Raw genomic sequence first — 22,823 nt, forward strand, 5'->3', positions numbered from 1 at the left:
TGAAGTGGAAAACGAGCAACTCCTAATTGGAACTGCTCGTTTTTTTATTGTGAGAAGCTAGTTTTTGCCCAGCCTCAATTTTTCCGTATATTATCCTCTACATACGCTGCACGAGCTCCACCAATCAATTTTGGTCGGCTAGCAAGCGCCGTAACATGGGCTTGCCCAATTTCCCGAAGTATTGGTCTAACTGGAACCTGCACATGTTTGATATGCATGCCGATAGCCGTATCACCGATATCCACGCCTGCCTGAGCAGTAATAAATTCCACTTCTACTGGATCTTTCATATACTTGAAAGCTGCCAGCTGTCCAGAACCACCCGCATGAAGACTAGGCAAGACATTTACTATTTCCAAGTCTTTCTGAATTGCTAATTCTCTCTCCACGACTAAGGCACGATTGAGGTGTTCACAACCTTGGACTGCTAAATACATACCCTTTGGCTCCAGAATATCCAAAATCGTTTCAACAATCACCTCACCGACTTCCAGACTAGAGTTTTTGCCGATATGTCCACCGATTACTTCACTAGAGGACAGACCCAATACGAAAATCTGCCCTTTTTGAAGATTGCTAAGTTCTAAGACTTCCTCGACAATTTGCTGGGTTTGTTGTTTAATTTCGTTTAAAGACATCATTTATTGCACCAATTCTTTCTGCCGCCTGAGCTAGTAAATATCCCAGAACAAGACCTACTACATTTTGCAAGATATTTGCTACAAGACCCGTTACAGCATCTGCAACATTATACATTAAACTAGATGCTACAAAATAGCCGCCAACCATGGATACAGTCGCCAAAACAAGACCAATCAGCTGTTTCTTACCTTTCCAACCAGCAAAATAACCTTGTGCGCCATGAAAAACTAGACTAAAGAAAGCCCACTGTGGATAACCTAACAGAAAATCAATCAGGAGACCTGACAAACCTCCAACAATCGCTCCTTCTTTCTTGCCCAAATAAAAGGCTGTAAAGAAAATACCTACATCCAATAGCGTAACAAAACCTGTTGGAGTTGGCACATGAATAAAGGCCAAAACCAGGCTAAGCGCCGTCAAAATCGCTAACAAAACTACATCCTGTGTTTTCTTATTTCTCATATTGAACCACCCCATACTCATCAGACGTCTCGATTGCCCGGTAGACAAACTCTTTCGATAACCGAACAGCCTCTAAAGGATTCTTGCCAAGTAAAAGTTGACTGGCAATGCTTGAAGCAAAGGTACAGCCCGCACCGACATTATTACTGGTCAAAATTGGTGATTCCAACACCTCAATCGTTTGCCCATCATAATAAACATCTATTGCCTTATCTTTGTCTAAACGATTACCACCCTTAATCACCACATGTTTAGCCCCTAACTGGTACAAATCACGCGCTGCCTGCTTCATTTCTTCGACAGTTTGAATGTCTCTTTGAATCAATAGCTGAGCTTCTGCCAAGTTTGGAGTGATAATGGTCACATATGGGAAAAATTTCAAAAGTTCGTCACGTAATTGGCTAACCTCTGTATCATGCGTTTCCTTGCAGACAAAAACAGGATCTAGCACCACAGGAATATCTTGGTGGGCCTGAATGACTTCCAAAGCCTGCTCTGCAATTTCAACATTTGGAAGAAGTCCAATCTTAATTGCTGAGAACGGAACGTTCTTCAAGCTAGTAAGCTGATGAGCAAAAATAGTCGAATCCGTAGGAAATACTTCGAATCCCTTCTCTGTCATAGCTGTCAAACAGGTGACGGCAACAAAGCCATGCAATTTATGAACAGTATAGGTTGTTAAATCTGCATGGAGTCCACCACCGCTAAAAATATCATTACCTGAAAGCGCCAAAATATAATTAGTCTTCATAAATAATCTCCTTTAAATACAAGCCATTACCAGCAGCAGTAGGTCCAGCCAAATCGCGATTTTTTTCTTCCAAAATTCTCTTGATTTGGTGAACAGGCATGCGACCATTCCCAATTTTTAGGAGGGTGCCCACCATATTTCGAACCTGCTTATATAAAAAGCCATTGCCCGAAAAAGTAAAAATCAAAAATTGTCGTCGCTGGTCATATTCTAGTGTTGCAGACGTGATGGTTCGCACCTTATTTTCTACTGAAGTCCCAGAAGCTGTAAAACCAGTGAAATCATGTGTCCCCTCTAAGTCTTTGATGGCTTCTCTGATCAAAGAAAGGTCCAGATCATAAGGATAAAAGGTAGCATAATGCCGCATCATGGGATTTTTAGGTCGACCGATATCCACTAGAAATTCGTAAGTTTTACTATGTTTGGCATAACGACAATGAAAATCATCCGCTACCTGCTCCACCTTGACCACATCGATATCCTCCGGAGTTTGCGTATCTAGGGCAAAGCGAAGCCTTTCCTCATCTCGAGTCCCCAGCAAGTCAAAATGTATCACCTGGCCATAAGCATGCACACCTGCATCTGTCCGACCTGCACCATGCACTGTTACTGAGTGCCCACTGTTCAACCGTTTCAAGGTTTTCTCGATTTCTTCCTGAACTGTCCGAGCATGAGGCTGACGTTGAAAACCAGAAAAATCATGCCCATCGTAGGAAATAATTGCTTTATATCTTGTCATGTTCTGATTGTAGCATAGGTGTGTAGGATGAACAATACAAAAAAAACTCAACTGTCCTATCACAGATTAATACTCAATGAAAATCAAAATCAGATTAACTCCAAGAGAGTATTCCTATTGCGCAGTCTTATTTAACAGAAGAAGTTTTTAGCGACAATGCAGTAATTCAAACTTATCGAAAAGCCTATCAAGCATTTAAAACTAAGAAAAGGGCTCGTTTTAGTATTGAAGCACTGCTGAAACGACCTAGTGGCGGAACGCCTATCCGTAGCGTCAATCCCCTAGTAGTAGAAATTTACAACGCAGCCAGCCTCCGATATGCCCTCCCCGTAGGAGCTGAAGACATGGACCGTTTTGTGGGAGATTTGCAGCTGACAATCACCGATGGCGGGGATGAATTTTATCTGATTGGAGACGACTGCAACCAACCAACACTTCCTGGTGAACTCTGTTATAAAGATGATGCGGGGGCCTTCTGCCGCTGTTTTAATTGGCGTGATGGGGAGCGCACTATGATTACCAATCAGACACAAAATGCCTTCTTGGTGATTGAACTACTCGATGACAGTAGAGAACAAGCATTTCGAGAAGCTCTGGACTTTATTCAACAAGCAGCTACTCTACACCTAGGTGCCTCTGTTGAACAACAAATCGTAACACTTCAGGAACCGCGCATTACAATAAATTAGGTTGCTCACTTCGTCCACAACCGAGTCCATCGTTGACACCTCTTGTAAAAAGGATTATAATGAAATTCACTTGATTAGAATTATTCTTAAAGAGGGGAGGAGGTACGAATGGAATTACACTCTCATCTTAATGCAGAACACCAGACCGCCTTTGAACATGTTATTCAACATCTGAAAGAAAAAAGAATTCGGATAACCGAAACCAGGAAAGCTGTTGTTGCCTATATCATTGAAAGCGACGATCATCCTAGTGCGGAGATGATTTATTTGGATCTTTTACCTAACTATCCGAATATGAGCTTAGCGACAGTATACAATAACCTCAAGGTTTTATTAGAAGAAGGTTTTGTTACTGAACTGAAACGTGCAAATGACACTACCACCTACTATGATTTCATGGGACACGAACACCTCAATGTTATTTGTGAAAAATGTGGAAAAATCACGGACTTTATGGATGTGGAAATTCCTAGCCTCAAGAAAGAAGCACATGAGCAAACTGGCTATAAAATAACTAAAGAAGTCTTATCTATTTATGGAATTTGTCCAGAATGCCAACAGCTTTAAAAAAAATAGTGAAGTGACCGAATCGCACTTCTCATTCAGACAAGCATTGTAATGATGTTTGTTTTTTGTTTTCACCAATCATCTTTGCCGAAAATATTAGAATTATCAGAATTTTGTTATTTATAATCATTATAATTAAGCTTGACAATTTAATTATAACCGGTATAATTAAATCATAAATAATAATTATTCTAATTAAGGAACTACGATTATGAAACTAATAACCCTTTTTAAAAACAATATACATATTCTAACGACCAGTCTTTGCCTACTCTTTATTTTGATTGGTGTCTTGTTACTTCAGATTGATCTAGAACCATTTGCTGCACCAGCATTCATTCTAGCTTTTCTAATCGGTGGGTATCAGTCCGCTAAAGATGGTCTTTCTGAACTTATTTTTGATAAACATTTATCAGTTGATGTTCTGATGATTTTAGCTGCTATTGGATCTGGTATTATTGGTTACTGGATGGAGGGAGCACTTCTCATCTTTATCTTCTCTCTTTCAAATACTTTGGAAGAATTGGCGATGGAAAAAAGTAGAAATGCCATCGCTTCACTGATGAACATGACACCACCCACAGCTCGTAAAATCGAAGAGAATGGGGACATTACAGTTTTAGAAACAGCAGATATTCACATAGGTGATTTCTTACAGGTTCGTAAAGGGGACACTGTTCCCTTGGACGGACGGTTGATGAGCAATCAATCTATTTTTGATGAGTCAATGATTACTGGTGAGCCTTTGCCTGCTGAAAAATTGATGGGCGCCACAGTTATCGGCGGAACCATTAACCAAGGTCCAACTGTCACCGTTCAAGTTACAGCTGAAAAAGGTGATGCTTTGTTTGACAAAATTGTTCAGATGGTTGAAAATGCACAGGAATCAAAGTCTAAAACGGCTACTTTCATTGAAAATATGGAAGATACCTATGTCAAAGTTGTACTTGTAGCAGTTCCCATTTTCATTCTCTTTGTACACTTTGCATTAGGATGGGACTGGTTGAATTCCTTCTATCGTGGTATGATTCTGTTAACCATTACATCCCCATGTGCACTGGTCGCTAGCTCTTCACCTGCGACACTTTCTGCCATAAGCCGTGCGGCGCGCAAGGGCATGATTATCAAAGGCGGTGATATTGCGGATAACATCGCAAATTTAGAAGCCATTGTTTTCGATAAAACAGGTACATTAACCATTGGGAAACCAGAAGTTGTCGGGGCAACCTATCTTGGCGATGAAAACCTAATCAATGAAATTGTTCAAGCAGTTGAAAAACAATCTAGCCATCCTATCGCTCAAGCTCTTCAGAACTATACCGTTGACAGCTCCTCTATTGTCCTCCAAAACCTTAAAGACCTAACTGGTAAAGGATTGGAAGCCGAGTACGAGGGAAATCGCTGGAAAATCGGTAAATATGGCTTTGTGGTAGAAACGCTGGTCAAACCACTTTCTACTGACTTGATTAAACACATTGATCAAGCAGAAGGCACGGGTAAAACGTTGGTCTATGTCAGCCAAAACGATCAACTAATGGCTATCTTTTTTATTGAGGATCGTGTAAAACCAGAGACTAAAACCCTGATAAGTCAATTGAAGGACATGGGAGTAACGCCTATACTCCTAACTGGGGACCAAGAAAAGACAGCTCGATATGTAGCTAGTCAAGTCGGTATCGAACGCGTCATTGCCAATTGCCTACCAACCGATAAGGCCTCAATCATCCAAGAGTTGCAAAAAGAGTTTGCTTCCGTTGGTATGGTTGGAGATGGGATTAACGATGCCCCAGCTCTTGCTCAAGCTAATGTCAGCTACGCTATGGGAAGCGGTACAGATATTGCGATGGAATCAGCGGATATTGTTCTCATGGAAGACTTGACTCGGATTCCGTATTCTATCCGCCTATCTAAAAAAATGCGTGGAATTATCAAACAAAATATCATTTTTGCCCTCTCAGTCATCGCAGTTCTCATCATCTCTAACCTCTTCCAATCAATTAATCTCCCACTCGGAGTAGTTGGTCATGAAGGCTCCACAATTCTTGTGATTTTGAATGGACTGAGACTCCTGTATTTTAAATAGCATAGTTGAATAAATTAGCTTTCAAACAAGGAACTGAGGTGCAGGCCGAAAGTAACGACTCATCAAAGTTATACTCAATGAAAATCAAAAGTAGTCTAGCTTCAACTATCTGGGAAACAGTTGAAGGCTGGAAAATATAGAGAATTGTGTTCTCGTCATTGAGCAGAAGACAGAGCTCTATTACTTTCTTGTTTCAAGGTAATAGGTTGAAAAGCTCCGCTGGAGCTTTTCACTCATTAAGGCTCTTGATAAAAGATAATTTTGGTTTTCGAAGAGTATTCATTCAAATGTCTATAAAAAATCCCTAGTAAAACATGCGTATTTACTAGGGATTTTTCATATTTTATATTAATAGGTTGCTAATCGTTTTTCTAAATGGACTTGTCCAACCGCATAGAGGGTACAAATAATCCAGTAGATAAGAGCCACACAGATATAGACTGTCATATAATCAGACTTGGCTCCTCCGACAATTTTTGCCTTATTGAAAATCTCCGGAACCGTAATCATAGCAGTTAGGGAAGTACTCTTCACCATGTCTAATAAAACATTACTTAGAGGTGGAAGAGCAATCCGAAAGGCTTGAGGAATGATGATTTTTCGGTAAATCACGTTTGTTCTCAAGCCAAGCGACTTTGCTGCCTCCCATTGTCCTTTATCTATTGCTGAAAGAGATGCACGAATAATTTCAGAAATATAGGCACTAGACATAGAGGTAAAGGCAATGATAGAGGCAGAAATTGCATCCAATTGTATTCCCATAAATGGGAGACCAAAGTAAATGAAGAAGAGAAGAACCATAAGTGGGATGCCACGCATGAGTGAGATATGCAGCATAGCTAACCAGCGTAATGGGGTAATCTTGGACATTCGTAACAATGCGACGAAAAAGCCACAAAAAGTTCCTAATGCAAATCCAATCAATGACAGGGAAAGTGTATAAGGTAAGCCTTCCAGAATCTGCGGGATTGCCTCCCATGCAATTTCTGCATTAAATACTGCCTGCCAATTGATATTCATCTTTTCCTCTCTTTTCTTAAAACCTTAAATTGAAACTTAACAATGATCAACATCGACAAGATTGTTGAAGGTTAGCTACTTTGATTTTCATTGAGAATTACTCTACATCGATAACTGGCAATTCATCCGCATTTTCAACTGGCACTGTCAAGTCTTGACCACCATAGTATTTCTCAGAGATAGCTTTTAAGGTCCCATCTGCTTTCATAGCCTCTATGGTTTCATCCAGTTTTTCTTTCAAACTATCATCGGATTTGCTCATCACAATCCCTTGTTCTGTTGGGTTGTATTGGGCATCTCCCATTTTTACTTTAATGTCCGGGAAGTTCGATTTCACCCATTGAATCGCCATAACCTGAGTGAAGTAGTCATTTGGAATAAAATCTGTACGACCTGTCGATACATCGCGGAGATACACATCATTTGTCACATTGTCATAAATAACTGGCTCTGCACCTTGTTTCTCAGCAATTTTCATATACTGAGTACCAGCTCCACCACCTGCTTTTTTACCAGCCCAGTCACTTAAGTCTGCAGCTTCAATACCAGAAGATCCATCTTCACGAACGATGTAGCCGCCAACTGAATACTTGTAAGGGATAGAGAAGTTGTACTTTTCCTTACGTGCTTCTAATATATCAAAGTTATTCACAGAAATATCTACCTTGCCACTATCTACAGCAGTGAATGCTTCTGCTACACCAATTTCTTGATATTCGATTTCAAGATCCAATCGCTTACCGATTTCGTTGATCATGTCAATTTCATAACCAACTAGTTCCTTATTATCATTATAGTATGACGTTGGGAACAAAGTACCTGGTGTTGCTACTTTCAATACACCAGCTTCTTGCACTTTTTCCCACTGCGTTTGTTCAGCAGAGGAACTATTTGTGTTCGAACTACTACTCGAGCATGCTGACAATGCTAGAGCAGAAACCAGAAGCGCTGAGGCTAAAACTTTTTTCAACATAAACAATCTCCTTTGGAGCCATTGCCCCTATAATCTTTTTTAGGTGTTACCTCACCAACTTTTATAGGTTAACATTTAGAAATCGTTTTTGCAAATAATTGAACCGAAAAATGTATTCCCTTACATTTCCCAACACTTTGAGACCTCCAGAGTTTCAGCCACTTGAAGTAAGATATCTTCCCTTCCTTTTGCAGCTGTCAATTGAACACCGATTGGTAGCCCATTTTTAGTGTGGTAGGTTGGTAAGCTGATTGATGGTTGACCTGTAATATTGGCTTGTTGGGTAAACGGTGTCCATGCTAAACTATCCTCGAACATGTCCCAAATTAACTGTTGTTGTTCCGACATTGATAATTCTTGCGAATGCAATAAGCGATTTACCATCTGATCTGTGGGAATAAATTGCTCTAAGGTTGGTGCAACATCTGCTACTGTTGGTGTCAACAATAGATCATAGGATTCATGAAAAGTTGCCATTTTTGCACTGTATTGGTCCCAATCTTGCAAGACTTTAGAGTAAAGTTTTGCTGGAATAGTTTGTCCACTTTGATAGATAGCCCATGTCATTGGTTCCATATCCTCCACCGTCATCGGCCGTCCGATAAATGCTTCAATATCGTCAAACATTTGGGCAGTCTCCACGCTATTCATGATATAATAGGCTTTCATCACCTCAATGCCATCTAAAATTGGTGTTTTTAGCTCTTCCACCTCGTATCCAAGCGCCTCTAATTGTGGTAAAAGCTGGATAACAGCATCTTTTGCATCGTTTGAAACCAACGTTCCAATTGGAGATTGAAGGCTAAAAGCGATTTTAATCGGCTTTGTCATCGGACAAAACAGGGAATCTTTGACTAAAGGAGCAAGTGGAAAGGGAGCATCAACCTGATAGGTTTGTAAGTGAAAAAGAAGGCGCTTGGTATCTCTTATCGATCTGGTCAATGCAAAATTGCTGGAAGCACCCTGCCAACCACGATAGGAAGAAGGTCCTACAGGAACTCGTCCTCTACTTGGTTTGAGCCCAATCAAGGCATTAAATGAAGCAGGAATTCGAATGGATCCTCCTCCATCAGAAGCTGCCGCAATTGAGACCATTCCTGAAGCAACTGCTGCAGCTGCACCACCACTAGACCCTCCTGCATTTCGTGTCCTATCAAGTGGTAACCTTACAGGTCCATGAAGATTTGAATCAGAAATATTTTTAAAACCAAATTCAGGTGTGTTTGTGCGCCCCAAGATAAGGAAACCCATATTTTTAAGGGCTTGTACAAAATAATCTGTTTGGCTAGCAATGCTAGCTTTAAACAATCGTGATCCAGATGTAGAAGGTTGACCACTTTCATTTTGCCCCAAATCCTTCAATAGGAGAGGAACACCCAAGAATGGTTTATCTTCATCACCATGACGATCAAGGTTATCTGCTTCAGCTAAGGCAGTTTCATACTGTTTTGAGACAACAGCATTATAAAGAGGATTCAATTTCTCAATGGTTTGGATCGCATCCTCAACTAATTCTCTTGAAGAAATTCGTTTTTCTCTAATTGCTTGGGACATGGCTGTCGCATCTTTAAATTCCATTTGTTACCTCACTTCTCCCTTTAAGGGTAACATGGATAGAAAAAATCAGCAAGTATTCCTTACTGATTTTTCCAATTATAAGTCATCAAGTGCATCTTTTACTTTATCAAAGAAGCCTTTTTTCTGTGGTTTTACATCAATATTCGAAGCTCTGGCGAATTCTTTTAGAGCGGCTTTTTGACGATCGTTTAATCCTGTCGGAGTCACAACATTGACGGTAACATACTGATCGCCCATCGCTCCACCACGAATGCTAGGCGCACCTTTTCCTTTTAGACGGAATGTTTTACCAGTCTGGGTACCTTCTGGAATAACCAAGTCAACATCACCGTGAACAGTTGGTACATGAACAGTGTCACCTAAAGCTGCCTGAACAAAGTTCAGATTCAATTTATAGTGAATCGTTGTTCCCTCACGCTCAAACTTGTCTGAGGCTTGAACCTGGATGACTACATAAAGATCTCCATAAGGACCTCCATTAAAACCAGCTTCCCCTTGACCTGCCAAACGAATACGTTGACCTGATTCAACACCCGCAGGAACTTTAACTGTTACTGTATGAGCTTGTTTTTCACGACCAGTACCATGACAAGTCGTACATGGGTCTTTGATTTGTTTCCCACGACCGTGACAGACATCACAAGTTATTTGGCGACGCATGGTTCCAAGAGGTGTTTGTGTATCCACATTAATGACACCAGAACCATGACAGCGACCACAGGTTACTGGACTAGTTCCAGGTTTTGCACCAGAACCTGAACAGGTCCGGCAGGTTGCTTCACGATTGTAGGAAATTTCTCGTTCCACACCAAAAATCGCTTCTTCAAATTTCAAGTTGACTACATACTGCAAATCATCCCCTTGACGAGGTGCATTAGGATTACGGCTTGTACCGCCTCCACCAAAGAAGCTTGAGAAGATATCTTCAAAACCGCCGAAACCAGCTCCATCAAATCCACCAAAACCACCTGCTCCACCACCGAAGCCACCATTGGCTCCTGCAGGACCATATTGGTCATAGGCAGTCCGTTTTTGAGGGTCGCTCAAAGTTTCATAAGCCTCTTGAACTTCCTTATATTTATCCTCCGCACCCGGATCCTTATTAATGTCTGGATGGTATTTTTTTGAAAGCTTCCGATATGCTTTTTTTATCTCGTCCTGAGAAGCATCCTTAGAAACGCCCAGACGATCGTAAAATTCTGTATTGTTCATATAAGATACCAAGGGCGTTAAGCGGACATAGCCAAAATAGGAGTTTTGACGCAGGACGACATCGTCCTAGGAAAAACTATCTTTTTGGCACAGTCCGTAGCCCGTGTTCGATTACGAACACTTTCCTTTCTATGAAGATATTAAGCCGTTAAGCGACTCAAAGAAAAATAGGAAACTATCCGACGATGCCTCGCATCTAAGCAAAGTTTATCTTTTTTCACAGAGTCCTAGGCGTATTCAATTCTGTAAAAGTTAGAATGCTATTTACCCAAAAACAGAGGCTGGGTTGCAACCTCTGTGATTGGAAATTTTATTGAAGAATAATTTCTATTCTCGAAAAGATAAGAACTGAGTTCGAGCTAAGAACTTCGGAAAAAAGATAACTTTCCAAATTCTAGATACTCAAAAAAATTCAAGACTAGGCTAGGCAAGTGGACGAAGATTGAACTAGAGTTCATCGAGGAGAGCTAACAAAGCCTAGTGAAGAATTCCGTGGCTCGGGATAAAACAATCCCCGGACCAACTGCTCGTTTCTGAATTTCTATTCTCGAGAAGATGAGAACTGAGTTCGAGCTAAGAACTTCGGAAAAAAGATAACTTTCCTTGAATGCAAGCATTCAGCGTCAAGTTCCTATTTTTCTGTCGTTCTTTTAACGCTCTCACATCTTATTTTTCAGTGAATTCACCGTCAACAACGTCATCACCATTGTTGTTTGATGAATCAGCTGATTGAGCACCTTGTGCTGCTTGTTGAGCTGTAGCAGCTTGTTCGTACATTTTAACAGCAAGTGCTTGAGCTTTTTCGTTGAGGTTTTCAAGTTTAGCCTTCATGTCGTCCAAGTTGTTAGCTTCTTGGGCTGCTTTCAACTCATCAAGAGCTGCTTGGGCTTGGTCGCGTTCTGCGTCAAAGCCTTTGCCTTCAGTTTCTTTAAGAGTTTTCTCAGTCGCAAAGATTGCTTGGTCAACATCGTTACGAAGATCCACTTCCTCCTTACGTTTCTTATCTGCTTCAGCGTTTGCTTCTGCATCTTTCATCATGCGGTCGATTTCTTCTTCTGTCAAACCTGAGTTAGACTGGATAACGATGGTTTGTTCTTTTTGTGTACCAAGGTCTTTAGCTTTTACAGAAACAATACCGTTCTTATCGATATCAAATGTTACTTCGATTTGTGGAATACCACGAGGTGCTGCAGGGATGTCAGTCAATTGGAAGCGACCAAGAGTCTTGTTGTCCGCTGCCATTGGGCGCTCACCTTGAAGCACGTGGATGTCAACGGCTGGCTGGTTGTCTGCAGCAGTTGAGAAGACTTGTGATTTAGAAGTTGGGATAGTTGTGTTACGCTCGATGAGTTTTGTAAATACACCACCCATTGTTTCAATACCAAGTGATAATGGTGTTACGTCAAGAAGGACAACGTCTTTCACATCACCAGTGATAACACCACCTTGGATTGCCGCACCCATAGCAACGACTTCGTCAGGGTTTACAGATTTGTTTGGCTCTTTACCAGTTTCAGCCTTAACAGCTTCTACAACAGCTGGGATACGAGTTGAACCACCGACAAGAATCACTTCGTCAATTTCTGACAAGCTAAGGCCTGCATCTGAAAGGGCTTGACGAACTGGAGTCTTCGTGCGTTCTACAAGATCGTAAGTCAATTCGTCAAATTTTGCACGAGTCAATGTCATTTCCAAGTGAAGCGGACCTGCTGCACCTGCAGTGATAAACGGCAAGCTGATTTGAGTTGAAGTGACACCTGAAAGATCTTTCTTCGCTTTTTCAGCTGCATCTTTCAAACGTTGAAGAGCCATTTTGTCTGCTGACAAGTCGATGCCATTTTCTTTCTTGAATTCTGCAACCATGTGGTCGATGATTTTTTGGTCAAAATCGTCACCACCAAGTTTGTTGTCACCTGCTGTAGCAAGTACGTCAAAGACACCGTCACCAAGTTCAAGGATAGACACGTCGAAAGTACCACCGCCAAGGTCGAATACCAAGATTTTCTCATCTTTGTCAGTCTTGTCCAAACCGTAAGCAAGGGCTGCTGCAGTTGGCTCGTTGACGATACGTTCTACTTCAAGACCAGCGATTTTACCAGCATCTTTGGTTGCTTGACGTTGAGCATCGTTGAAGTAAGCAGGAACAGTGATAACAGCTTTAGTTACTTTTTCACCAAGGTATTCTTCAGCGTAGCCTTTCAAGTATTGAAGAATCATAGCTGAGATTTCTTGTGGTGTGTATTCTTTACCGTTTGCTGAAACTTTTTCAGAAGTTCCCATTTTTGATTTGATAGAGATGATAGTATCTGGGTTGGTTACTGCTTGGCGTTTTGCCGCATCACCAACGATGATTTCACCATTTTTGAAAGACACAACAGACGGAGTTGTGCGGTTTCCTTCTGGGTTTGCGATGATTTTTGGTTCAGTTCCTTCAAGAACTGCAACTGCTGAGTTTGTTGTACCTAAGTCAATACCGATAATTTTAGACATATGATTTACCTCTTTTTAATTTACTTTCTTTTCAATTAGTTTAACGACATCTCGGTCAGGTTTCTTTTTTGGAAAATAGCAGAGCGACTATTCTGATACCACCACCATAGCCGCTCTCAACAGACGTTCATGCAACTTGTAGCCTTTTTGTAATACTTGTGCGATGTGTTCTGCTGGGCAGTCGTCTGTGGCTGGGACTGTTTGAATAGCCATATGAAGATTTGGGTCAAAGACATCTGTAGCGACTTCTTCCACCCCTTCTTCTTTGAGGGCTTGAATCAAGCTTTCCTGTACCATTTCCAAGCCTTTTTTGACATCTTCTGTCAAGCCTTCGACTTGAAGGGCACGTTCCAAGTTATCCAAGCTTGGCAAGATTTTCTTAGCTAAATCTTGCGAACGGTAACGTTGAATAGTTTGACGTTCTTCGTTCGCGCGACGTAGAATATTTTGCATTTCAGCGTGGGCACGGAGGTATTTGTTTTCAAATTCCTCTGCACGCTCATTTGCCAAATCCAATTCTGATTTTTCAGGAGTTTCCACAACTTCTTCTGTTGTTTCAACCTCTTCTACGATTTCTTCATTTTTGATTTCTTCTGACAAGTTGTTCACCTCTTCATTTTCTATTATTACTTTGACAAATAATGAATTGAGTTCGGGCTAGAAACTCAGAAAAAAGATAGATTTCCTTGCGTCTGATGACACCGCGTCAATCTCCTATTTTTCAATCGTTTCCTTCACGCCGTCACATCTTAATTGACTTCATAATGATTACTACTTAAATATCTGTAGTAATCAGTTAATTTCATAAATAGGACGCGGCTGATGATGTTGATTATACTCATCTGCCTACGATAGTCCATGTCAATAGGACCAAGCAAACTCATCTGAGCCATACCCCGATAGGGGATAGGAAAGCGATGATGAATCACCGTTATGTCTGCAAGAGCTGAATCTCTGTGCTCGGCTATCACAATGCTGGACTGCTGATTCGGTGCCAATCCTTGTCGTAGTTCTGACGCCAGAAGTTGTGGGCTATCCAATAATTGGTAGGTAGCAAGATTTCCATAAGTTAGCGAAGCAACTTTGCCACTAATAAAGACTGTTTCTTGAAATAAGTTGGAAAAAATGTAATCCATCAAATCTAAGACATTGTCCGTTGTAGTAAAGTATCGCTGTACCACTTGAGGTATTTCCGTCCGCAGTTTATAGTGAATAGACAGAACTGTCTGTCCAACAAATCGTTCATCAACTAGGCGTCTTAGTACTTCCAAATCCCTTGATAAAAAGTTCTTCGGAATCGCAAATTGGACAGTGACTGGCTTGCACTGATCTAGTGTCAAAACTGCCAAAGCATCGTGATTACTTAGCTGTACTATGTCAAAGGAAGTCAACTGTTGACTGGTCGGCTCCACATCTAAAATAACTGATGTGTATTCTGTCAAATCTGCTAAAACCTGACTGGCCCGCTCCAATATATCTTCTAGTTTAAAAGCTTCAAAATCGAAAGCCTTAACTATCTGATAGACATCTTCCTCGTCAATATACTCTAAATTCTCTAAATTCAGTGAATGATTTACAAAATATTGAAAACCAGCTCGACTCGGTATCCGTCCACTAGACGTGTGTGCTTTTTCCAAAAGGCCTAATTGCTCTAACTTAGCCATATCATTTCGAATCGTTGCTGAGCTAGAAGAAATCATCCCCTGCAAAGCCTTAGAACCAACTGGCTCATGATGGCGCGTAAACAATTCAACAATCAGATTCAAAATATCATTTTGACGTTGGGTAATCATCTTCGCTCCTTTCATGAGAATGATATATTCATTTTTAGCACTCTCTTATAATGAGTGCTAAACTATATACTCCTATTATACGCTGAAAAAATGAATTGTCAAGAGAAAAAGACAAAAATTTAGCACTCTTTTGCTTAGAGTGCTAAAAATCAGTCTGAGGACCTAGTTACTCTTTACCATACGATAAAAACGCAGGCCAAGTACGGTCAAGAGGGGCAAGTAGATAGAGGAAATAACTACAGCCAAGATTGGACTGTGGATAAGAAAGGTCGGCAAAGTCAAACAATATATAGCCAAACTCAGGAGATAACGCCTTTTGAAAATGCGTCCTACCATAGCCTTCTTGGTCTTTAAATCACTGTATAATTCTGTATCTCCTACTCCAGCTTTTCGAAAGATACCGAAGTGATTGCAATCTGTGACATGTTCCCAACCATAGTCACGATACATCTGTTCATAAACCGATTGCTCTTCCTTCTTTTCTGGCCGAAAATCCAGTTGATAGACCACATTTTCTGGTGGGCACTCTTCAAATATATACCACATCCCCATTCGGATTGCGACCAATTTCCACCCCGCATTGTGCATGCCTGTGAGATAAGCCGCTTCCTGTTCAAAATCTGTGATAAAAAATACTTTACATTCTATCTTAGTTTCCATAACTTTCCGCCTTACTATTTCGATAAAGTCGTTCAATTCTAGCCAATTCTATATCTAGAATTTCTCGACCTGTTGCTGTTATTTGGTAAAACTTTCGCTTGTCTTCTTCTCTGACAAAGGCAATCAAGCCATCCTTTTCCATTTTCGATAGGGTGCCGTACATGGTTCCGGGGCTAATCACGACTTGACCTGCCGTGACTTCCTTAGTCTTCTGTGTAATATCGTAACCATGTCGTTCCTGCTGTAAATGAAAGAGAATATAGAAGGCTGTCTCTGTCATGGGAACATAGACTCGTTTTAATTTGTCATTCATAAGACTCCTTTCGCAATGCTATATATCGCACTTCGATATATAGCATCTCGATATATATGTCAAGAAAAAATCAGAGATGAAACTCTGATTCTTTCGTCATTTCCCTTGAGCTATTAATTCTGCTCCTCGTTGGCGATAGGACATGTCCCCAAATGATTCAATGGTGAATGAGCCATTCTCATACTTGAGAACTGTAATTGAGCCATTATCCAATACAACATCTGCCCCCCTCTCTGGGTCGAGTAGATGAGCGAGTGTGGCTATCGTCATACCATGACTAACAACCAAGGCATTTCCTCCACCTTGCTTTTCCAAGTCTTGAGCAATAGATTCAAAACCTGTCAAAATACGATTGCTAAGCACTTCCCATGATTCAGACCAACCAGCTGTGTCTGCTTCTTGAATCCCTGTCGCTATTTCTGCAAATGACATTCCATTCGTATCCACAGTTCCTTTCAAGCGAGGAAGAACTCCTTGAAATAGTTCTGCATCATACATACCCTCAAAACTACCAAAACACCATTCTCGAATGCGTTTATCCTGATAATATGGAATTTTCCCTAATTTTTCCAATTCCCGCAAAGCAATGGTCATCGTTTGAACTGTTCGTCCCAAGTCGCTTGACACAGCTAATTTGAAATCGACTCCGGTATCTTTCAGTCCAAGCCCTAACTCACGAATACCTTCTTCTCCCTTTTTGGTAAGAGGCGTATCACACCAACCTTGTACCCGACCAATTGTATTAAACATCGTTTTTCCATGACGGGAAATGTATAATCTTACGTCTGCCATAGTATTCTCCTTATCATTTCTTAATAGTATAACAAAAAAACCGACTGTTTGGGCAATCGGTCTACGTTTTTTAATTCTTAAAACTATGAATTGGCGCAGGAATCTGACCACCTCGGTTGATAAAATCAACAGAAGATGCTTGGTTAACTTTCATAACAGGAGCTGTTCCTAGAAGACCTCCAAATTCGATCAAATCACCTTCCTTGCCTAATGGGATAATACGGACTGCTGTTGTTTTTTGATTAATTACCCCAATGGCTGCCTCATCTGCAATCATTGCTGCAATGGTTTCAGCTGGAGTCGTTTCTGGAATAGCAATCATGTCCAAACCGACAGAACAAATCGCAGTCATAGCTTCTAATTTTTCAAGATTGAGCGATCCACTTTGTACCGCTGCAATCATCCCTTCATCTTCAGATACAGGAATGAATGCGCCTGATAAACCACCTACTTGGTTACAAGCCATAACGCCACCTTTTTTCACCGCGTCATTTAGTAAAGCTAGTGCAGCTGTTGTTCCATGTGTGCCAACGGTTTCCAATCCCATTTCCTCCAAGACACGCGCAACAGAGTCCCCGACAGCAGGTGTTGGAGCAAGTGAGAGGTCAACGATACCAAATTTGACACCCAAACGTTCGCTCGCCATATTGCCCACTAGCTGACCGATACGAGTTATTTTAAAGGCTGTTTTCTTCACTGTTTCAGCTACTACATCAAAGCTCTCCCCGCGGACTTTTTCCAGAGCACGCTTTACTACACCTGGCCCAGAAACACCCACATTAATAACGACATCTGCCTCACCAACACCATGGAAAGCGCCAGCCATAAACGGATTATCTTCAACCGCATTCGCAAAAACCACCAACTTAGCAGCACCCATCTCAGAAGCTTCGGCTGTTTCCTTGATGATTCTTCCCATATCTCTCACAGCAGTCATGTTAATACCGGACTTTGTCGAACCGATATTAACCGATGAACAAACCTTTGAAGTCTGTGCTAAGGCTTGTGGAATGGAATTGATCAGAATTTCATCACCTTTTTGATAGCCTTTTTGAACAAGGGCTGAAAAACCTCCGATAAAGTCAATTCCGATTTCATTAGCTGCCTTGTCCAAAGCATGAGCCAATGGGAGATAATCTGTCGCATCAGTCGCCGCACCAATTAAGGCAATCGGCGTTACAGACACACGTTTATTGACAATAGGAATCCCTAATTCTGCTGCTATTTCATCCCCAACCGAAACCAAATTCTTTGCCTTGGTCACAATTTTAGAATAAACTTTCTCAGCAGCTTTTTCAATGTCAGGATCAATACAATCTAAAAGAGAAATCCCCATAGTAATCGTCCGAATATCGAAGTGCTGTTCCTCGATCATGGCAATCGTTTCAGTTACCTGTCTAATATCCATATAAAAATTACTCTCCTTATAAATTGTGCATCGCATCAAAAATAGCTGCACTTTGAATATTGATTTTAACGTTTAAAGCCTCACCATAAGCTTCCAATTCTGCACGAAGCTTCGTAAAGTCCTTCTTTTCTTCGGCAGATACCAAGGCCATCATTGTGAAATACTGGTCTAAAACGGTTTGAGAAATATCATCAATATTCAGTCCTAATTCTGCAACTTTTCCTGCTACACCAGCTACAATACCCGATTTGTCTTTACCAACAACTGTAATAATTGCTTTCATTTGTTTACCTCGATATAATTTTTTATTATTCTACCACAAATCTGATAAAAACGAAAGAAATGTTTAAAAAAAGGACAGAATATCCGTTCTTTACTAACATTCATCTATTTTTTAGAACGTTGACCGTACAACTGCCAGTCAATACCACGCGCTTGACACCAATGTTGTACAGATGCAGGCAAGATAAGATCTGTCTTCCTCAACGATGCAATATCTTTTGCACCTAGGAGAGTCATAATATCACGAATTTCACCGTTCATAACCGACAAATCATAAAAAGCCTTCTCCATTTGGTCCATTTTACCATCTTTTACATATTGTAAGATACGGTTAGATAATCCGACTAAATCAGCTCCCAAGGCAAGTGATTTCACAATATCAAATGGATTTTTTATTCCTCCAGACGCTATAATCGCTGGACGCTGTTCGATTGGAAGACTAGCTGCTTCTATCAACGATTCAACCGTAGACTGACCCCATCCTTCCAAATATGTAAACTCTTGAAAAATGCGGCGCGCATTCTCAATCTTAGCAAAGTTTGTCCCACCTGTACCAGAGATGTCAACTGTTTCCACTCCGACTGACTTCAATTGCGCTATGGTTTCACGACTCATACCGAAACCAACTTCTTTAACAATAACAGGAACCTCTAAGCCTCTTACAAGCGACTCAATATTCTTCAACCACATTGAAAAATCGCGATCACCTTCTGGCATAATTATCTCTTGAGGAGCATTGATATGAATTTGAATAGCATTAGCTTCTAAGAGATCAATTGCGCGTTTAGCACTTTCAACATCATGGTGAGCACCTAAATTTGCAAAGATAATACCATGTGGGTTTTCACGACGCAAGACCGAAAATGTCTTTGCTACACTTGGATCCTTGATCGCTGCACTCACTGACCCAGAAGCAATTGCGATTTTACTGACATGACCAATAATTCCCAGCAATTGATTGATTTGACCTGTTTTTTCACTCCCGCCTGTCATAGCATTAATAAAAAATGGTCTGTCAAACTCTAAGCCTGCTACCTGTGTCTTTATTGAAACATCCTCAATCGCCATTTCAGGTAATGAATGGTGAACAAATCGTGTTTGGGCAAAATCCGCTGCAGATTCATCATTATATTGCAAATCAGCTAATGCAACATGCTGATCTTTACGGTTTAATCCTTCAATTCGTTGATAGATCATATTCTCTCCTTATTTCTTTCTGCAATCGTTAAGGGAAGTGGAAAAATTCCTGCCTGCTCCCAAATAATTTGGATAGCTTCTTTTTGCTCTTGGCTGTCAACTAAACAAATACCACAGTCGCCACCTCCCGCTCCTGATGACTTTGCTACGGCACCATTTGCTTCTGCACTATCACAAAGTTCCGTCAACAAAGGAGTTTCAATGGTCAGACTCATATCTTCCGAAAATTTTCGCAATAAATAGCGATTGCGAGTAACGGCCTGTTTTATACAAGGTATATCTCTATTTTGGCAAGCCCATATCAACTGCTCTACACATACTTTGGAATCATTCAAAAACTGGGAATATATTTCTTCCTTAGACTGCTGTGTTTTTTTGCTCTCCATATGTGATACTAGATGCGTTGTCGATGCAGCAGATCCTGTCCAACCAACTAGTAATTCCAATGGTGCAGGCAACCCAATCTGCTTAATCTGCAAATCTTTCCAATCACTTGCAAGAAGATTACTCAAACCTTGCACAGACATCTGCTCCGACAACCAGGATTTATCAAGAGAATAGTATGCGACAAGCCCGCGAAAACTAGACGCCGCCAAATCTCCATGCGAGCCCGTCATATTCAATCTTGCCTGAGTCAACACAGACAATTTGAAAACCAATAAAGGATCCAATTCGTAACCATAATAGAGCAGTATAGCTTCAACAGTAGCAACCGTTACAGCACCTGATGAACCTAGACCATATTTAGTCCCAGAATCTTGGTCATCCAATTCTGATTGAATCGTTACACTGTAGTAGCCTTGACATGGTATCCCTTGTTCACGCAGAAATTCTTCTGATACTTGTAAAGCTGTCAAGACAATCTGATAAGGATTTTCTTCCGAAACAAGAATCTGTTCATTTGTGCGATACCATGTTAAAAACATATCAGACTGCTGGGTAGAGTGAATCATTCCACTTTCAGCCGACTCAATACTAACCGTTAAATAACGGTCAACTGCTGCTATCACTGCTGGGTTTCCTGACTCCACCACCGCATATTCTCCAGCCAAAAACAATTTACCTGGAACCTTGGTCACTACCTTCATGTTCTAAACTCTTTTCAAATTTTTTTTGTGATGCGTGCCACTCTTCCTCGCTTAAAATATAGGCAGCAGGACCTGGCTTACTGGTAATGATTTTTTCTCTTGGAAAAATCTGAGATAGTTCATTGACAAATTCATCCATCTCACTTTCACGGCAGAGAACTTTAACATTTGGTCCAGCATCCATCGTCATATATGCTGACAAACCAGTCTTTTCACGAACCTGACGAACAGCCTCTTGAGCAAGCAAACTATCTGCCGTCCAATAGGTAAAAGGGGGATTCGCGGAAAGGGTTGTTGCATGCATTTTCATACCATTGTGTTCTGTAATTTGACCAAGTTTCTCAAAATCACGATTAGCAATGGCCTCTTTGATATCTGCCAAATCTGATTGGGCGGTCTCCACCCAAGCGGAATAGAAAGGCGAAGTAGCTACTGTATGGTCCATTCCTTCTCGACTTGCAATTTTTTTAGGTCCGGTATTTACAGCTAAGACAATCATGGCAATGTCCCAGTCAGCATCATCAATTGGCCGAGCCATGGAATCTTCAGATCCAGTACCCATATCCCACTCGACAAAGCCACCAAATAGGCTACGTGTGCTTGACCCAGACCCTCTCCGTGCAAAGGTTGAAAGCTGAGCTGGTGACAAATCGAGATGTAAAGCAGTTGCCGTTGCAAGTGCTAGAGCCGCAAAGGCCGATGCAGAACTTGCCAAACCAGCAGCAGTTGGAACAAAATTTAGACTTTCAACGCGAGCAAAATTCCCTTCACCTATATATTCGCGAAATAAATCCAAAAATCGAGAAATTTTTAAAATTTCTTTTTCATTTTGTACATTTCCATTGAGATAAAATTCGTCACCTGTCAATTCTGAGTCAAAAACAACTTTTGTATCCGTATAAAAAGCATCAAGTGTCAAGGACAAACTGGAGTTCATAGGTAAAAATAGCTCCTTATCTCGTTTCCCCCAGTATTTAATCAAAGCGATATTTGTATGGGCGCGGGCAATTCCTATTTTTTTAGTCATTGATTTCTCCTAAATATTGTATCCATGTCTGGCGAGCACCAGCTTGGTTTAATGTTTGAGCTATTTTTTGAGCATCGTCTGCATTTTTTGCCAATGCAATCATGCAACCTCCTCGACCACCACCAGTTAATTTAGCTCCAAGTGCTCCGGACTCTTGAGAAATGCGTACTAGCTGATCAAGACTGGGATCAGATACACCTAATTCTTGCAGAAGGACATGAGCTTGATTCATTTTACTTCCTAGAAGCTCAGCTTGGTCAGTGGCTAAGTCTTCTTTAGCCTGTTTCGCTAAGCTTCCGAGTTCCTCAACAAACTTCATCGCCTCTGGCTTTTTCTCCAACAAATCCGCGACATCTGAAATAGCTTCTAAGGTATTTCCTGTCACACCAGTATCTGCCACTACTAGATAGGCACTGAGTTTGAGTTCTAGTGGCTCTATAGGCTGATTTTTAATAAAAAAGACAGGTGACTTACCACTTGTGGTTGCTGCGTCTATTCCCGAAGGATTCCCATGAGCTATTTTTTCCGAGGATTGAACTATTTCCCACAACTCCTTATCGGTCAATATTTTTTCATAATGCGCAAATAGAGCCCGTGCTACAGCAACTGCCACCGCTGCACTTGAACCCATTCCCCTTTCAGCAGGAATAGTCGAGCTAATTTTAATGTGAATGGCCGGATCTGTTGGCGCTCCGATACGATGTAGTGAAAATCGTATAGCATGTTTGAGGCTTTCCCATATTTTGGGCATCTTATGGACAAGGCCCTTATAAAAATCACAGTCGACACTCAGAGCCTCTCCCTGAGCTGTCACTTTGGCAATAATTTCTACAGCAGAAAAAGGCATCGCAATCGCCGGCTGTCCATAAACCACTGAATGCTCGCCCATCAATATAATTTTCCCAGATGCTTTTCCTATTGCCGACATTTTATTCTCCTTATACAATCAGTTCTATTATACCATTTTTACAAAAGAATTGAAGACACGAAAACAGCCGACTATCGCCGACTGCTTTCTAGGAGATTATATGAAAAAGAATTTGTTTGCTATTTCTAG

General features: G+C 41.0%; 22 protein-coding genes and 1 pseudogene. 3 read left to right on the top strand and 20 right to left on the bottom strand.

Going from position 1 to position 22,823, the window contains the following annotated elements:
* Positions 1-74: 74 nt before the first annotated feature.
* The 4 genes from ACPC57_RS09295 to truA are packed head-to-tail and all read right to left on the bottom strand — an operon-like array spanning position 75 to position 2,594.
* Positions 75-638, bottom strand: a complete 564-nt coding sequence (locus ACPC57_RS09295; protein ID WP_217375183.1) for a TIGR01440 family protein — start codon at positions 636-638, stop codon at positions 75-77.
* Positions 619-1,104, bottom strand: coding sequence for an ECF transporter S component (locus ACPC57_RS09300; protein WP_130555425.1), 486 nt, complete (start codon positions 1,102-1,104; stop codon positions 619-621). The genes ACPC57_RS09295 and ACPC57_RS09300 overlap by 20 nt, the downstream gene beginning before the upstream one ends.
* Positions 1,094-1,855 (bottom strand): bifunctional hydroxymethylpyrimidine kinase/phosphomethylpyrimidine kinase, encoded by a 762-nt coding sequence (locus tag ACPC57_RS09305; RefSeq protein ID WP_434066822.1) that lies wholly within the window; start codon positions 1,853-1,855, stop codon positions 1,094-1,096. Before ACPC57_RS09305 ends, ACPC57_RS09300 begins: the two co-directional genes overlap by 11 nt.
* Complete coding sequence (gene truA / locus ACPC57_RS09310; protein ID WP_024397064.1) at positions 1,845-2,594, bottom strand: tRNA pseudouridine(38-40) synthase TruA; 750 nt, start codon at positions 2,592-2,594, stop codon at positions 1,845-1,847. The genes ACPC57_RS09305 and truA overlap by 11 nt, the downstream gene beginning before the upstream one ends.
* A 119-nt stretch (positions 2,595-2,713) precedes the next feature.
* On the opposite strand from truA, the pseudogene ACPC57_RS09315 reads away from it, so the two are divergent.
* From ACPC57_RS09315 to ACPC57_RS09325, 3 genes and pseudogenes are all read left to right on the top strand, one after another.
* Positions 2,714-3,283 (top strand): annotated as a pseudogene (locus ACPC57_RS09315) (B3/B4 domain-containing protein); the annotation flags it as partial.
* A gap of 108 nt (positions 3,284-3,391) precedes the next feature.
* The gene (gene perR, locus ACPC57_RS09320) at positions 3,392-3,850 is read left to right on the top strand and encodes a Fur family transcriptional regulator (RefSeq protein ID WP_217374187.1); all 459 of its coding nucleotides are present in this window, start codon (positions 3,392-3,394) and stop codon (positions 3,848-3,850) included.
* Between the two features lie 211 nt (positions 3,851-4,061).
* Positions 4,062-5,933: a heavy metal translocating P-type ATPase gene (locus ACPC57_RS09325; protein WP_434066823.1), complete on the top strand. Its 1,872-nt coding sequence runs from the start codon at positions 4,062-4,064 to the stop codon at positions 5,931-5,933.
* Positions 5,934-6,281: 348 nt separating this feature from the next.
* Here the strand turns inward: ACPC57_RS09325 and ACPC57_RS09330 are convergent, their stop codons facing one another.
* From ACPC57_RS09330 to mvk, 16 genes are all read right to left on the bottom strand, one after another.
* Complete coding sequence (locus ACPC57_RS09330; RefSeq protein WP_252562366.1) at positions 6,282-6,953, bottom strand: ABC transporter permease subunit; 672 nt, start codon at positions 6,951-6,953, stop codon at positions 6,282-6,284.
* Between the two features lie 97 nt (positions 6,954-7,050).
* Positions 7,051-7,926, bottom strand: coding sequence for a transporter substrate-binding domain-containing protein (locus ACPC57_RS09335; protein ID WP_434066824.1), 876 nt, complete (start codon positions 7,924-7,926; stop codon positions 7,051-7,053).
* A 120-nt stretch (positions 7,927-8,046) separates the two neighbouring features.
* Positions 8,047-9,504 (bottom strand): amidase, encoded by a 1,458-nt coding sequence (locus ACPC57_RS09340; RefSeq protein ID WP_434066825.1) that lies wholly within the window; start codon positions 9,502-9,504, stop codon positions 8,047-8,049.
* 75 nt (positions 9,505-9,579) lie between these two features.
* A complete protein-coding gene (gene dnaJ, locus ACPC57_RS09345) occupies positions 9,580-10,716 on the bottom strand; it encodes a molecular chaperone DnaJ (RefSeq protein WP_434066826.1) in 1,137 nt (378 codons plus the stop codon).
* A gap of 666 nt (positions 10,717-11,382) precedes the next feature.
* A complete protein-coding gene (gene dnaK, locus ACPC57_RS09350) occupies positions 11,383-13,206 on the bottom strand; it encodes a molecular chaperone DnaK (RefSeq protein WP_434066827.1) in 1,824 nt (607 codons plus the stop codon).
* A gap of 87 nt (positions 13,207-13,293) precedes the next feature.
* Positions 13,294-13,815, bottom strand: coding sequence for a nucleotide exchange factor GrpE (gene grpE / locus ACPC57_RS09355; RefSeq protein WP_434066828.1), 522 nt, complete (start codon positions 13,813-13,815; stop codon positions 13,294-13,296).
* 140 nt (positions 13,816-13,955) lie between these two features.
* Positions 13,956-14,999, bottom strand: coding sequence for a heat-inducible transcriptional repressor HrcA (gene hrcA, locus ACPC57_RS09360; protein WP_434066829.1), 1,044 nt, complete (start codon positions 14,997-14,999; stop codon positions 13,956-13,958).
* Between the two features lie 162 nt (positions 15,000-15,161).
* On the bottom strand, positions 15,162-15,659 hold the full coding sequence (locus ACPC57_RS09365) for a DUF2812 domain-containing protein (protein ID WP_434066830.1): 498 nt from the start codon (positions 15,657-15,659) through the stop codon (positions 15,162-15,164).
* Positions 15,649-15,972 (bottom strand): PadR family transcriptional regulator, encoded by a 324-nt coding sequence (locus tag ACPC57_RS09370; protein WP_217374194.1) that lies wholly within the window; start codon positions 15,970-15,972, stop codon positions 15,649-15,651. The genes ACPC57_RS09365 and ACPC57_RS09370 overlap by 11 nt, the downstream gene beginning before the upstream one ends.
* Positions 15,973-16,068: 96 nt before the next feature.
* Entirely contained in the window at positions 16,069-16,764 is a 696-nt protein-coding gene (locus ACPC57_RS09375) for a histidine phosphatase family protein (protein WP_434066831.1), read from the bottom strand.
* Between the two features lie 70 nt (positions 16,765-16,834).
* Positions 16,835-18,172 carry a PFL family protein gene (locus ACPC57_RS09380; protein WP_130554691.1) on the bottom strand — a complete coding sequence of 446 codons (1,338 nt, stop codon included), beginning with the start codon at positions 18,170-18,172 and terminating at the stop codon, positions 16,835-16,837.
* A 16-nt stretch (positions 18,173-18,188) separates the two neighbouring features.
* Positions 18,189-18,455 (bottom strand): ACT domain-containing protein, encoded by a 267-nt coding sequence (locus ACPC57_RS09385; protein WP_024397024.1) that lies wholly within the window; start codon positions 18,453-18,455, stop codon positions 18,189-18,191.
* A gap of 104 nt (positions 18,456-18,559) precedes the next feature.
* Positions 18,560-19,651 (bottom strand): type 2 isopentenyl-diphosphate Delta-isomerase, encoded by a 1,092-nt coding sequence (fni, locus tag ACPC57_RS09390; protein WP_434066832.1) that lies wholly within the window; start codon positions 19,649-19,651, stop codon positions 18,560-18,562.
* Entirely contained in the window at positions 19,648-20,739 is a 1,092-nt protein-coding gene (locus ACPC57_RS09395) for a phosphomevalonate kinase (protein ID WP_434066833.1), read from the bottom strand. The genes fni and ACPC57_RS09395 overlap by 4 nt, the downstream gene beginning before the upstream one ends.
* Positions 20,711-21,766, bottom strand: coding sequence for a diphosphomevalonate decarboxylase (mvaD, locus tag ACPC57_RS09400; RefSeq protein ID WP_434066834.1), 1,056 nt, complete (start codon positions 21,764-21,766; stop codon positions 20,711-20,713). Before mvaD ends, ACPC57_RS09395 begins: the two co-directional genes overlap by 29 nt.
* Complete coding sequence (gene mvk / locus ACPC57_RS09405) at positions 21,759-22,694, bottom strand: mevalonate kinase (protein ID WP_434066835.1); 936 nt, start codon at positions 22,692-22,694, stop codon at positions 21,759-21,761. The genes mvaD and mvk overlap by 8 nt, the downstream gene beginning before the upstream one ends.
* Positions 22,695-22,823: the final 129 nt, after the last annotated feature.

It is taken from the genome of Streptococcus sp. VTCC 12886 (assembly GCF_049893425.1).
In the GTDB taxonomy this organism is placed as follows: domain Bacteria; phylum Bacillota; class Bacilli; order Lactobacillales; family Streptococcaceae; genus Streptococcus; species Streptococcus suis_AA.